Source organism: Nocardia beijingensis NBRC 16342, from assembly GCF_001612785.1.
Taxonomy (GTDB): domain Bacteria; phylum Actinomycetota; class Actinomycetes; order Mycobacteriales; family Mycobacteriaceae; genus Nocardia; species Nocardia beijingensis.
The window spans coordinates 1-12,321 of the sequence record NZ_BDBC01000048.1; the positions used below are offsets into that span (position 1 = coordinate 1).

12 protein-coding genes and 1 pseudogene are annotated in these 12,321 nt (G+C 69.5%); 4 read left to right on the plus strand and 9 right to left on the minus strand.

The window, feature by feature from the left end; translation table 11 throughout:
• Window positions 1-326: 326 nt before the first annotated feature.
• From tyrS to NB3_RS24760, 5 genes are all read right to left on the minus strand, one after another.
• On the minus strand, window positions 327-1,616 hold the full coding sequence (gene tyrS, locus NB3_RS24740) for a tyrosine--tRNA ligase (protein WP_067808140.1): 1,290 nt from the start codon (window positions 1,614-1,616) through the stop codon (window positions 327-329).
• An 89-nt stretch (window positions 1,617-1,705) separates the two neighbouring features.
• Window positions 1,706-2,347: a DNA-3-methyladenine glycosylase gene (locus NB3_RS24745; RefSeq protein WP_067808142.1), complete on the minus strand. Its 642-nt coding sequence runs from the start codon at window positions 2,345-2,347 to the stop codon at window positions 1,706-1,708.
• Window positions 2,348-2,541: 194 nt separating this feature from the next.
• Complete coding sequence (locus NB3_RS24750) at window positions 2,542-3,687, minus strand: low temperature requirement protein A (protein WP_067808144.1); 1,146 nt, start codon at window positions 3,685-3,687, stop codon at window positions 2,542-2,544.
• A gap of 25 nt (window positions 3,688-3,712) precedes the next feature.
• Window positions 3,713-4,603 (minus strand): RNA polymerase sigma-70 factor, encoded by an 891-nt coding sequence (locus NB3_RS24755; RefSeq protein WP_067808147.1) that lies wholly within the window; start codon window positions 4,601-4,603, stop codon window positions 3,713-3,715.
• The gene (locus tag NB3_RS24760) at window positions 4,600-5,778 is read right to left on the minus strand and encodes an NAD(P)/FAD-dependent oxidoreductase (RefSeq protein WP_067808150.1); all 1,179 of its coding nucleotides are present in this window, start codon (window positions 5,776-5,778) and stop codon (window positions 4,600-4,602) included. Before NB3_RS24760 ends, NB3_RS24755 begins: the two co-directional genes overlap by 4 nt.
• Window positions 5,779-5,995: 217 nt before the next feature.
• Between NB3_RS24760 and NB3_RS24765 the strand changes: the two genes are divergently transcribed.
• The 4 genes from NB3_RS24765 to NB3_RS24780 all read left to right on the plus strand — a co-directional run bounded on the left by NB3_RS24765 (window position 5,996) and on the right by NB3_RS24780 (window position 9,767).
• Window positions 5,996-7,516: a multicopper oxidase family protein gene (locus NB3_RS24765; RefSeq protein WP_067808153.1), complete on the plus strand. Its 1,521-nt coding sequence runs from the start codon at window positions 5,996-5,998 to the stop codon at window positions 7,514-7,516.
• Between the two features lie 87 nt (window positions 7,517-7,603).
• Window positions 7,604-8,335 carry an ABC transporter ATP-binding protein gene (locus tag NB3_RS24770; protein ID WP_067808157.1) on the plus strand — a complete coding sequence of 244 codons (732 nt, stop codon included), beginning with the start codon at window positions 7,604-7,606 and terminating at the stop codon, window positions 8,333-8,335.
• The gene (locus tag NB3_RS24775; protein ID WP_067808160.1) at window positions 8,332-9,126 is read left to right on the plus strand and encodes an ABC transporter permease; all 795 of its coding nucleotides are present in this window, start codon (window positions 8,332-8,334) and stop codon (window positions 9,124-9,126) included. Before NB3_RS24770 ends, NB3_RS24775 begins: the two co-directional genes overlap by 4 nt.
• Complete coding sequence (locus tag NB3_RS24780; protein WP_067808162.1) at window positions 9,123-9,767, plus strand: TetR/AcrR family transcriptional regulator; 645 nt, start codon at window positions 9,123-9,125, stop codon at window positions 9,765-9,767. The genes NB3_RS24775 and NB3_RS24780 overlap by 4 nt, the downstream gene beginning before the upstream one ends.
• Window positions 9,768-9,798: 31 nt before the next feature.
• On the opposite strand, the gene NB3_RS24785 is transcribed toward NB3_RS24780, so the two are convergent.
• From NB3_RS24785 to NB3_RS35685, 4 genes and pseudogenes are all read right to left on the minus strand, one after another.
• Window positions 9,799-10,317 (minus strand): L,D-transpeptidase, encoded by a 519-nt coding sequence (locus tag NB3_RS24785; protein WP_084823643.1) that lies wholly within the window; start codon window positions 10,315-10,317, stop codon window positions 9,799-9,801.
• Window positions 10,318-10,524: 207 nt separating this feature from the next.
• Window positions 10,525-10,755: a Trm112 family protein gene (locus NB3_RS24790; RefSeq protein ID WP_067808163.1), complete on the minus strand. Its 231-nt coding sequence runs from the start codon at window positions 10,753-10,755 to the stop codon at window positions 10,525-10,527.
• Window positions 10,756-10,764: 9 nt separating this feature from the next.
• Complete coding sequence (locus NB3_RS24795) at window positions 10,765-11,322, minus strand: GtrA family protein (protein ID WP_084823642.1); 558 nt, start codon at window positions 11,320-11,322, stop codon at window positions 10,765-10,767.
• A pseudogene (locus tag NB3_RS35685) lies at window positions 11,319-12,321 on the minus strand (hypothetical protein); the annotation flags it as partial. The pseudogene NB3_RS35685 and the gene NB3_RS24795, both read right to left, overlap by 4 nt.

Genomic DNA, 12,321 nt, shown 5'->3' on the forward strand with positions numbered 1-12,321 from the left:
GGGCCAGTCTCTACCGGACCTTCTGTGAGGCAACTTTCCCAGCCTAACCAAGCAACCAACCGAAGTCAAGACTCTCGGTCGATCTGCGTCATACTGGGCTGACAGGCGCTCCTCGTCCTACCTCGTTTCCCGGTCCTGCTCGGCGTTTCCGCCTCGCCTCGGCTCCGGGTTGGTGTCCGTGTCGCTCTGACTTGGACTAAGTTACGCGGCGGAAAACGCTACGTCAAATCGCCTGGACAACTTGGCGTTTCCGCAGGTAGAGGGGCATGGCATCGGTGTGATCGGCGGCTTGAATCACACGGATGTGATTCAAGCCATCGGGATCGTCACGCACCTGCCCGTAGGACTCCCGCCAGGTTCTTCTTGCCGCGCCGCAGCACGAGCCAGCGTCCGTGCAGGTAGTCGGCCTCGGCGGGGGTCCATTCGATGTCGGAGACCTTCGTGTTGTTGACGGCGGCGCCGCCCTCGTTCACCGCGCGCCTGGCGGCGCCCCGGCTCTCGCACAGCCCGGTCGCGACCAGCAGGTCGACGATGGTGTTCGGCTCGCCCGCCTTGATCTGCGCGACTTCACCGTCGACGGCGGCTTCGCGCAGGGCCGCGCCGAGTGTCGCCTCGTCGAGGTCGCGCAGTTCGCCGCGGCCGAACAGGGCCTGGCTGGCCAGCTGCACCGCGCGGGTGTGGTCCTCGCCGTGCACCAAGGTGGTCATCTCGGCGGCCAGCCTGCGCTGCGCTTCCCTGGCGTGCGGGCGCTCGGCGGTCGCCCGCTCGAGTTCGTCGAGTTCCTCGCGGGACAGGAAGGTGAACCAGCGCAGGTAGCGCACCACGTCGGCGTCGGCGGTGTTCACGAAGTACTGGTACCAGGCGTACGGGCTGGTCATCTCGGGATCGAGCCACAGGCTGCCGCCGCCGGTGGACTTGCCGAACTTCTTGCCGTCCGCGGAGGTCACCAGGGGAACGGTCAAGGCGTGCACGGCCGCGCCGTCCACCCTGCGGTTGAGTTCGACGCCAGCGATGATGTTGCCCCACTGGTCGGAGCCGCCGACCTGCAGCGTGCAGCCGTAGTCGCGACGCAGCTGCAGGTAGTCGTTGGCCTGCAGGAGCATGTAGCTGAACTCGGTGTAGGAGATGCCTTCGCCGTCCAGGCGCCGCTTGATGGTGTCGCGCGCCAGCATGACGTTCACCGAGAAGTGCTTGCCGATGTCGCGCAGGAAGTCGACAGCGGTCAACCGCCCGGTCCAGTCCATGTTGTCGACGATGACGGCTCCGGTCGGGGAGTCGTCCAGGTCGACGAAACGCTCCAGCTGGGAGCGGATCCGCTCGGCCCAGCTCGCGACGGTGTCGGTGGAGTTCATGGTTCGCTCGCCGACGTCGCGCGGGTCACCGATCAGTCCGGTGGCACCGCCGGCCAGCACGATCGGGCGATGTCCGGCGCGCTGGAAACGCCGCAGCGCGAGCAACGGCACCAAATGACCCGCGTGCAGGCTGGCCGCGGTGGGGTCGAAGCCGGCATACAGGGTCAGCGGCCCGGCGGCCGCCGCCGCACGCAAGGCGTCCAGGTCGGTGGACTGCGCGATCAGACCGCGCCAGGTCAGTTCGTCGATGATGTCGCCGCTCACGATGTCCTATCTTTCCGCACGGAGGTTCCGGCCCACGTGTGCACCTCGGTGTCGTGGCGCGTGACGGTCCGGCGAAGCCTTTCGGCGAGTCAGGCCGACTTCGTCGTGGGCAGCGGAGCGCGTGGACTGCGCCGGTATACCGACACCGCGCGGGATTCCGGAAGCCAGAAACGCCACGGCACATCCGCCGCGCTGCTGACGCCGACCCGCGGGCCGGTGGCGATCTGGGCGTCGGCGACGGGGCTGTGCAGTTCCAGCCGGATCGGCGACGACGGATCGAGCAGCGGAGTTCCGTAGTCGCTCAGCGTGATTCCCAGCGCGCTGCCGAGATTGCCGGGCCCGCGGGCCAGGTCGAGATCGGACCGAGCGCCGGGACGCCGCTCGCGTGCCGTCTCCAGTCCCGCGACGACCTCACCGGAGCGGATGAGCGCGGCGCTCGCGACGCCGTCGGGTCCGCTGGTCACGTTGATGCAGGTGTGCATGCCGTAGCTGAGGTAGACGTACAGCACACCGGCGGGGCCGAACATGACGTCGTTGCGCTTGGTCCGGCCGCGACCGGAATGCGACGCCGGATCCGGCCACGGTCCGGCCGGATCTCCCCCATAGGCCTCCACTTCGACGATCCGTACACCGACCGGGCCGGACCACAAGGTCGCCCCGAGCAGACGGCGAGCGGCGGCGGGGGGTTCGACGGCGAGTTCCTCGACAGACTGGGCACACACAGCCGCCATTGTCCTCGACGGGTATGACGACGATCGGGTTCACCCGGCTGCTCGGCGGCCCTGCCGTCTCCCACGCGCGCTCGCAGCCGGCGACGTGGCGGCGTGGCAGGTGACGCGCTCGCGATGCTCGCGCGCCTCCCCAAACCCGCGTCAACCGGCGGAAATCGTCGGCCTCTGCCGACGAACCACCGGCCGTGGCGCATTCAGAAATACGCGCTGTGCTCGCCGGAGCGCAGTGTGAGCAAGTCGTCGGCGATCACCGCGGCATAGCCGACGACCACGATCGCGGCCAACTGCGCCCAGGCGACCCAGTAGACGCCGATCGGGACAGTGGCGGCCACGGCGAGCGCCGCGAGCAGGCGCGCCCAAGGCCGCGGCAGCCGCAGGGCCAGGCGGAAGAAGAACTGGCCGAGGAAATACAGCGCGACCCCGCCGGAGAGCGCGGCGGCCACGGCGAACGAACTCGCTTCGCCGCCGCGGGCAATGCTCATCTGGATGCCTGCCGCCGCCACGATGACGCCGATCAGCAGCGGATACAGGGAGTAGCCGTAGGCAAGCACGGCCGGCCGGGACCGTTCCCGGTCCGGCACCGCGGCCAGCGCGTGCTCGCCGCGCTCGTCGTCGACGCCGAAGTACGCCCACCACAGGACGTAGGTTAGGCAGAGGCCGAGGCCGACGGTGGCGATCAATCCCGGCGTGATCCGCTCGCCGGCCAGCCCGGCGCCGATCGCGACGATGGATTCGCCGATCGCGACGATCACGACCAGCCCGTGCCGCTCGCAGAAATGACTGGCTCGAATCACGAAATCCCCCGTGTCGACCAGGTAGGGACTGATCACCTGCACCGCGAACGCCGCTGCCCAGCAGGCGTACTGCGCCCAGTCGTGCACGAATCCGCCCGCGAGCACGAGCGCGGCGGCCAGCGCGTTGAGCGGACCGATCCGCCGGATCGCGATCGCCGCCGATGCCCCGCCCGCCGACGCGAACAGCGCGGTGTGCACGGCGGTGACCAGGACGTACCCGAACCCGAAGGCGATGCCGGTGCCGTGGAACGCGTCCGGGATCGCCAAGGCGATGACGAAGAAGGCGAACATGCCGACCAGCAGCCAGGTCCGGCGGGCGGAGCTGTTCGGCGCGACCTCGTTGGTGAGCCACACGTAGCCGGAGTACATCCACCAGATCACCCCGAACAGCAGCGCGACCTGCGCGAGCGCTTGCCAGCCAGGATGGTGCGTGTAGACGTGCGACAGCTGGGTGATGGTGAGAACGAAGACGAGATCGAAGAACAGCTCGAGCGTCGAGGCCCGTACCTGCCCGCCGTCGGCGGACAGGGCACTCTGGTTGGTCACGGCTGGAGCCTAGAACGGCCTGGCGTCATCCGAGCGCGTCGGTGCCCATGGAGAGGCCCTTCAGCTTGTACGGGTTGACTTGGAACCGGAGGTTCCGGATTCGCCCGTCGACGATGTCGTAGGTGAACGCGGCCACCGGGGAGCCGCCGATGGATACCAGCGCGCCGAGTTCGCCGTTCATGCAGGCGGATTCGAACGCGAATCCGGCGACGATCGGCTTGGCCAGCACACCGAGGATCCAGCGGGCCACGTGATCGGGTCCGTGCAGCGGGCGGCGCGCCGCGGTGACCACGCCGCCGCCGTCCGACCACGACGTGACGTCCGGGGCGAGCAGATCCATCAGCGCGTTGAGATCGCCGCCGGAGCAGGCGGCCATGAACCGGGCGGTGATGTGATCGCGCTGCGCCTTGTCGGTGTCGAAACGCGGCCTGCGGGATTGCACGTGGCGTTTGGCGCGGTGGGCGATCTGCCGGATGGCGGGTTCCGGCCGGTCCAGGGCGTCGGCGATCTCGGCGTGCGTGTAGCCGAAGACCTCGCGAAGCACGAAGACCGCGCGTTCGACGGGACTGAGCGTTTCGAGCACCACCAGCATCGCCGTGGAGACGGTGTCGGCCGAGTCGGTCTCCTCGGCGCTGCTGGGTGAGGTGAGCAACGGCTCGGGCAGCCAGGGCCCCACGTAGTTCTCGCGGGTGGCCTTGGCCGAGGTGAGCCGGTTGAGCGACAGGTTGGTGACCGTGCGCACGAGATAGGACTTCGGCTGCCGCACCGTCGCCCGGTCGGTGTCGTTCCACTTCAACCAGGCGTCCTGTAGGACGTCTTCGGCGTCGGTGACGGTTCCCAGCATCCGGTACGCGGTGGCGAACAGCAGTCGCCGATGCTGGAGGAACGGGTCCGGCTCGGTCGTTCGATCGGTCATGGCTGAATTCTCCTGGTGGCGCGGCCGCCCTTCGACAGGGTGACCGACACCGTCATCCGCTTGCTGAGCGCGAAGACCGGCACGGGGCTGCTGCTGACGGTCTCCTTGTAGAGGACCGCGGCGCGGCCGGTCAGGTAGCCGCGGCGCGGGCTGTCGTCGGCCTTGGTGAACTGGATGACCGCGTCGTTGCGACCGAGGCTGACCGGCTGGTGGAAGTACCCGAAACGGAACGGGCGCACCCGCTTGCCGCGCAGCCGCCGCGCGATGGCGTCCGCGGTGTAGGCGGCGGTCGGCATCCCGCTCTGGCAGGTGCCGTGGATCTGTCCCCAGGCTTGGCGGACCGCGGCGGCGTCGCCGATGGCGTGCACGGCCGGGTGCGACACCGACCTCAGGGTCGAATCGACCACGATCAACCCGTGCTCGTCGGTTTCGATACCGGCCGCGGCGGCCAGCGGCGACACGCGAACGCCCGCCGTCCACAGCGTCAGGTCGGTCGGCACGAGCTCGCCGCCCGCCAGTTCGACCGCGTCGGGAAGCACCTTGACCACGGCCCGGCCGGTCTCGCGGGCGACGCCGAGGCGATCGAGCGCCCGGTGCAGGTAGGCGCGGGCCTTCGGCCCCATCATGGCCCCAGGCTCGCCGGTGCTGATCAGGGTGACGCGCGCGCCGGGGTGACTCTCGGCGATCTCGGCCGCCGCCTCGATGCCGGTCAGGCCGCCGCCGCAGACCGCGACATTGCCGCCGCGCGCGGCCACCTCGGCGAGGCGCTGGGCGAACCGGTGTGTGGTGGCTGGGTTGTCGAGGGTCCACGCGTGGTCGGCGGCGCCGGGCACGATGCTCGTGTCGGCGGTGCTGCCAAGGGCGTAGATCAATTCGTCATAGGGCAGGCGCGTCGTATCGTCGACGGTCACCTCGCGATTCTCCGGATCGATGGCCGTGGCCCAGCCCTGGACGAAAGCCACACCCGTGCCCTCCAGCAGCGCGGGAATCCGGTGGTCGGCGAGCTCTTGGCCGGCCGCCACCTGGTGCATGCGCAGACGCTCGGTGAAGCGGGGCGAAGGGTTGACCAGCGTGATCCGGACGTCGAGCGCACGGGTGCGCCGGGCCAGCCGCACGGCGGCCAGCATGCCGGTGTAGCCGCCGCCGAGGATGACGATGCGATGTTCGGTGTTCATGGCAGTGCTCCCATGGTCGGGTGGCGGATGGTGACGACCATGGGACAAATGACCGGCCCCGAGCGTGACACCCTGTTCTGTGTTCTGAGTCACATAAGATGGCAGTGCGTCACCCCGCACCCTGAACGCCCGAGGGCATGACGTCAGGGGCGGACCGGGGACGAAATAGGGACGCTCCCGGATGTGTTGCGGCCGTTGCGATTTCTACCGTCGGTCCATGTCCTCGGATTCCCGGCCGCGCAGGCGGCGGTGGTTGCTCATCGTTCTGGTCTGCGTCGCGGCGTTGCCCGTCCTCGTCGTCGGCGGCGTCGCGTGGGTCTACGCCCGGGCGGACGTGTCCACCGCCGGGAAGACGGCATTCCGGAACGAACTCGCCATTCCCCCGCTGGCGCCGTCGCGGCTGGGCGCCGACGGCACCCGGACGTTCGAACTCGAGATGCGGACCGGGCACCGGCAATTCCGTCCCGGACGAGCCACGGAGACGTGGGGATTCAACGGCGACTACCTCGGGCCCACCCTGCGGGCGCGACGCGGGGAGAAGGTGGCGGTCACCGTGCGTAACACGTTGCCGGAGGCCTCCACGGTGCACTGGCACGGCATGCACCTGCCCGCGGAGATGGACGGCGGCCCGCACCAGACGGTGGCGCCCGGCGCGGCTTGGACGCCGCGATGGACCATCGATCAACCGGCCGCGACGCTCTGGTATCACCCCCATCCGCACGGCGCGACCGAAGCGCACGTACGGCGGGGACTGGCGGGCATGTTCCTGCTCGATGACGAGGTGTCCGCCGCCATGCCCCTGCCCTCCGACTACGGCGTGAACGATCTGCCGCTGATCGTCCAAGACGTGCGGTTCGACGGCGCGGCGTTCGACTCGACGCACGCGATGTTCCGTGATGTCGGATTCCTCGGCGATCGGACGATGGTCAACGGCACGCTCGCGCCGTACCGTGCGGTCGGCGACGAACTCGTGCGCTTGCGTCTGCTCAACGCCTCGACCGCGCGGATCTACACCTTCGTCTTCGCAGATGAAAGGCCCTTCGCGCTCGTCGCCACCGACAGCGGCCTGACGGAGCGGCCGATGACCCTGGACCGGCTGCGGCTGTCGCCGGGCGAGCGCGCCGAGATCGTGGTGCGGATGCGGCCGGGCGAGCGCGCCGTGCTGCGCGGCGGGAAACTCGACGCCGGGCTCGATTTCTGGACGCAGCGATTCTCCGGCGGTGACGACACGTTCGACATCCTGGAACTACGCGCGGCCGACACCTTGCGGCCCGCACCGGAACTCCCGACCGTGCTGGCCCCGCCCACCACCCCGGATGGCGGCGACTCGGTGCGGGAACGGCATTTCGATCTGAGCCTCGCCGGGATCAACGGCACGCCGATGGCCATGGACCGCATCGATTTCGCGGTCACGCGCGGCACCGCCGAGACCTGGGTGGTGCGCAACAACGACGGCATGCCGCACAACTTCCACGTCCACGACGTGCGATTCCGGGTGCTCGCGGTGGACGACGGGCCCGTGCCCGCGGCGCTGGCCGGCCCGAAGGACACCGTGTTCCTGCCGCCGAACAGCACGGTGCGGCTCGCCATGCGCTTCGACGGACCGGCCGATCCGGACGCGCCGTACATGTTCCACTGCCACCTGCTCTGGCACGAGGACCTCGGGATGATGGGCCAGTTCGTGGTCGTGGAACCGGGTCAGGCGGCAGGGACGCCGCCGAGGCACCACGGCCACTGAATGGTCGCCCGGCACTCTTGCCGGTTCCGCGGGATCGCGCTAAATTCATCACACAGTGAATTCAACACTCGATGAATTGAGGCGACCGTGTCGCGACCCATTCCCTCCCCCGCCGTCGAGGTCCGAGACCTGCGCGTCCACCGCGGCGGCCGCGAAGTTCTGCACGACGTCTCGTTGACCATCCCGCGCGGCACGATCACCGGGCTGCTCGGCCCGTCCGGGTGCGGCAAGACGACGCTGATGCGCAGCATCGTCGGCACCCAGATCGTCGAATCGGGTGAGGTCACCGCGCTCGGCCACCCGGCGGGCTCGCCTGCGCTGCGCCACCTCATCGGGTACGTCACGCAGGCGCCGAGCATCTACAACGACATCAGCGTCCGGGAGAACGTCGCGTACTTCGCCGCGCTCTACGGCCGCGACCGGGCCGACGTGGACGACGCGATCACGGCGGTGGGCCTGGCCGACCACGCCCACCAGCGCGGCGACGAACTCTCCGGCGGCCAGAAGACCAGGGCGTCCCTGGCCTGCGCGCTGGTCGCCCAGCCGGAGCTGCTGGTGCTGGACGAGCCGACGGTCGGCCTCGACCCCGTGCTGCGCGTCGAGTTGTGGAAACAGTTCCACGAGCTGGCCGCGAACGGGACGACGCTGCTGGTGTCCAGTCATGTCATGGACGAGGCCGAGCACTGCGACCGGCTGCTGCTGATGCGCGACGGCCAGTTGCTCGCCGAGCTCAGCCCCGACGAACTGCGCGCACGAACCGGTGAGCAGAACCTGGAGACCGCCTTCCTCACCCTCATCACGATGGGACAGAACGCATGACCGCCGTATCCGAAGCCGCACCCCGGCGGACCCCGACGCTGCGCCCCTACGCCGCGACCACCGGCCGCATCCTGCGGCAGCTGCGCAACGACCATCGCACCGTCGCCATGATCCTGGTGGTCCCCGCCCTGCTGATGGCGCTGCTGTACTTCATCTACAAGGACGCTCCGACCAACCCGCTGAACCCCGTCTCGCTGTTCGACCGCGTCGGCATCAGCATGCTCGGCATCCTGCCGTTCATCGTGATGTTCCTGATCACGGCGATCGCCATGCAGCGCGAACGCACCTCGGGCACGCTGGAGCGGCTGCTGTCCACGCCGCTGACGAAACTCGATCTGCTCGCCGGATACGGCAGCGCGTTCTCGCTGGCCGCCGCCGCGCAGGCGACCGTCGCCTGCCTGGTCTCCTTCGGTTTGCTCGGGCTCGGCTCGGCGGGCAGCCCGGCGTGGGTGGTGCTGATCGCGGTGGTGGACGCGGTGTGCGGGGTGGCGCTCGGTCTGCTGGCCAGCGCGTTCGCCCGCACCGAATTCCAGGCCGTACAGTTCATGCCGGTCGTGGTCGCCCCGCAGATCTTCTTGTGCGGCCTGCTCGTTCCCCGCGGCCAGCTGCCGGATTGGCTGGAGGTGATCAGCAACGTGATGCCGTTGAGCTACGCGGTCGACGCGCTGCAGCAAGTTTCGACGCATCCCGAGGTCACCGGCGAGATGTGGCGTGATCTGGCCATCGTGACCGGCTTCGCGATCGTCGCCCTGTGCCTGGGCGCGGCCACGCTACGACGGCGGACCGCATGACGGCAGTCAACGGCTCCGGCGGCACCGAGCGGCCCGCTCGCACCGGCCGCCGACCGGGGCAGTCGGGCGCTCGTGAGGCCATCCTCGCGGCCGCCCGCACCCGGTTCGCCGACGCGGGGTTCGACAAGACCTCGGTGCGCGCGGTCGCCACCGACGCTGGGGTCGATCCGGCCCTGGTGCACCACTATTTCGGCACCAAACAACAGCTTTTCGCCGCCGTGGTGGAGTTTCCGGTCGACCCGGAGGCGACGTTGCGCGTCATCGAAGCCGCGCCACTGGATCTGCTGGGCGAGACCATCCTTCGCGCGGTGGTCGGCGTGTGGGATTCGCCCGCGGGTCCCGGCGTGGTCGCGATGGTGCGCAGCATCCTGTCCGGCAGCCACGATCTGTCGCTGGCCAGGTCCTTCCTTCTAGAAGTGGTGCTGGAACGCGTCCGCAGACGGATCGCCACCGCCGAGGACGACGGACGCGTCCGAATCGGCCTGGTCGCCTCGCAGATGATCGGCGTGCTGGTCGGCCGCAAGATCGTCGGCGTCGAACCGCTGGCCTCGATGCCTCCGGACGATTTGGTCGCCGCGGTGGGCCCGACGCTGCAGCGCTATCTCACCGGCGACATCGGGCAGCGACCGGCGTCCGGGTGACCGCGCCGGTCACCGTGGGACGCCGTGGCCGTCACTCCACGACTTCGACGACGTCACCGGGCCACAGGTACTCGTAGAACGCCTTGGCCCCCTCGTAGGTCATCCGGACGCAGCCGTGCGACTGCTTCTCGATCGGGCCGACGTGGAAGGCGATGTCACCGTTGAAGAAGGTCGCGTACTCCATCGGAGCGTTGTGCATGGTGCTCCAGTGGAACTCCTTCTTGAAGGAAACGTGGAAGACGCCGGGCGGCGTCTCGTATCCCGGCATCCCGTGGGAGATCGGCGTCGGGCCGTAGACCACCTTGCCCTCGTCCATCAGCCACGCTTCATTCGTCGACAACCGCATGCACGCACGAGCCGCCGTCGAGCACGGCGCCACGACCGGCGCGGGCGGCGGGGGTGGAATCAGCGCGGGCAGACCGGGAATATCCGGGCCCCCCGGCCAGAGCGGCTCGGCCTGCGCGGGCACCGCCATGGCGAATCCCGCCGCCGTGACCGCGCAGGCGATCGCGCATCGAGCCGTCCAATTTCGTAAACGTGAATCGCTCATGACGTTCCCGACCTCTCTCTCATACGCCACCAGTGCGCTGATCAGGTCGGCCGCAACGCCCCTTGGCTGGAGCGAGTTGACCGTCTCGAAGTGCAAATGATCATGGCGGACCCGGCTTGGAACGGTCAATGGACGCAAATCGACCGTGACGCATCCGTTGCCGCACGGCGGGCGAGTCGTGAGCGGAAGGGAATGTGATGCGGAAGGTCAGGCGTCGCCCTGGGCGGTGAACGCTTCGTGCTCGGCGTCGGTGACGTCCCTGGCTTCGTCGACGAGCAGCACCGGGATGCCGTTCTCGATCGGGTATGCCCGGCGCAGGCGCGGGTTGTAGAGCGACTCGCTGCCGTCGGCGGCGCGAACCAGCCGCAGCGGGCCCTTGTCCTGCGGGCAGGCCAGCAGACTCAGCAGTGTGGCGTCCAGGGTGGTGTGCTCAGGCATACCAGGAACCTACCTTCCGGCCGGACCGGAGCGAGAACCGTCCGCACCGGCAGCGGATGTCCGGCGAAACGAGATGTGGCGATGACCGAAGAAGCTGGCCCCGGCCACCAGCGCCATCACCCCGACCGCCGAGGGGATGCTCGGCAGATGCAGCACCGAGACGCCCAGTTGCAGCAGCACCATGTTCAGCGCCAGCCCACCGGAGTTCACCGCGACGAACGCGACGAAATCCCGCGCCGCGCGCCCCCGTACCCGGAACACCAGGGTCCGGTGCAGGACGAACGCCACGACCACGCTGACCGCGTAGGCCAGGGCAGGCGCGAGCGCGGCGGGCGCCCGGTCACCGAGCACCGCCAGCCACAGCACGGTCAGCGCCATGCCGAGGCCCGTGTTCACCATGCCGACGACGGCGAACGCGATCTCTTGGCGACGCACCAGGCGCAGCAGCGGGCCCGGGTCGGCGGCGAGCGTCTCACCAGGTCCCGTGTCCGTCGCCGCGCCCGCGGCATCGAGACGCCGCGCCTCCGATTCCGGTGCGCCGATTCCATCCGCCGCGCCCGCGCTCATCGGGCGGCGTCGGCCAGGTCGGTTTCCGCGGGCACCCCCGCGTCGGGCGGGGACGGCTCGGCTCCGGCCGCCGCGTCCGGGCGCCGCCTGCCACGCAGGTACGCCCACTGCGACAGGCCGACGACGAGCAGCCCGAGTAGAGCCGCCGCGACGCCGATCCGCCAGCCCGGCGGCTGCCACGACACCACGAGCTCACCGGAGCTGCCAGCCGGGAGATCCACGGCCACAAACGTTTTCGCCACCAGTGTGGAAGGGATCTCGCGCCCGTCCAGCGTCACCCGGTAACCGGGCCAGCCGAGCCGCGCGAAAACGATTCGCCCGCCCTCCGGGGAACGCACCCGCACCCGGCTGGTCGTGTCCGACTCACCGACCGACGTGGCCGTCACGCCCTGGGTGGCGGACACCCGGCCGTCCCGCGCCGAGATCAGGCCGTCGGTGCGCTCCAGCACCGAGATGTACTTCTCGTGCCCGGGGTAGTCGACCCAGCGCCAGCCGGGCGGCGCGGGCTGATCGCGCGCGTCCGGGTACAAGGCGCGATGCAGCACGACCCGATCGACCTTCATCAGGTCGACGATGGTCCGTCCGGTGGTCGGCTCGGTCGCGAAGGCGCGCCGGTAGGCATCGGGACAGACGCTGGTGTCCCACCGCATGCACAACGTCTCGCCGAACCAGTAGTGCCCGTTGGGGGTGTATCCGCTGACGTAGGTCAGCTCCAGATCCTTCGCGTAGTTGCCGAAAACCAGCGAACCGTACGCGCCGGACAGATTCCGCTCCGGTGGCGGGATGAGCATCCGGTCGCCGAGTTGCAGTGTGGTGCCGGGGAAATCGGGGAACGCGGCCTTCATCTCCGACCGATTCTCCGGCAGATTCCAGCCCATCGGGGTCGGCTGCGCACCCCACACCTGGAGGTAGGCGATGGGGAAGACCGAGACGACGATCAACACGCACGCGGCGCCCGCGCCGCGGCTGCGCCCGAGCCGCACCGCGCCGGCGCCGAGC

What these genes read in the sequence shown, in the direction of transcription:
- NB3_RS24745 (WP_067808142.1), bottom strand. Translation starts at nt 2,347, where the DNA reads ATGGCGGCTGTGTGTGCCCAGTCTGTCGAGGAACTCGCCGTCGAACCC.
- NB3_RS24755 (WP_067808147.1), bottom strand. Translation starts at nt 4,603, where the DNA reads ATGACCGATCGAACGACCGAGCCGGACCCGTTCCTCCAGCATCGGCGA.
- NB3_RS24760 (WP_067808150.1), bottom strand. Translation starts at nt 5,778, where the DNA reads ATGAACACCGAACATCGCATCGTCATCCTCGGCGGCGGCTACACCGGC.
- NB3_RS24765 (WP_067808153.1), top strand. Translation starts at nt 5,996, where the DNA reads ATGTCCTCGGATTCCCGGCCGCGCAGGCGGCGGTGGTTGCTCATCGTT.
- NB3_RS24775 (WP_067808160.1), top strand. Translation starts at nt 8,332, where the DNA reads ATGACCGCCGTATCCGAAGCCGCACCCCGGCGGACCCCGACGCTGCGC.
- NB3_RS24780 (WP_067808162.1), top strand. Translation starts at nt 9,123, where the DNA reads ATGACGGCAGTCAACGGCTCCGGCGGCACCGAGCGGCCCGCTCGCACC.
- NB3_RS24785 (WP_084823643.1), bottom strand. Translation starts at nt 10,317, where the DNA reads ATGAGCGATTCACGTTTACGAAATTGGACGGCTCGATGCGCGATCGCC.
- NB3_RS24790 (WP_067808163.1), bottom strand. Translation starts at nt 10,755, where the DNA reads ATGCCTGAGCACACCACCCTGGACGCCACACTGCTGAGTCTGCTGGCC.
- NB3_RS24795 (WP_084823642.1), bottom strand. Translation starts at nt 11,322, where the DNA reads ATGAGCGCGGGCGCGGCGGATGGAATCGGCGCACCGGAATCGGAGGCG.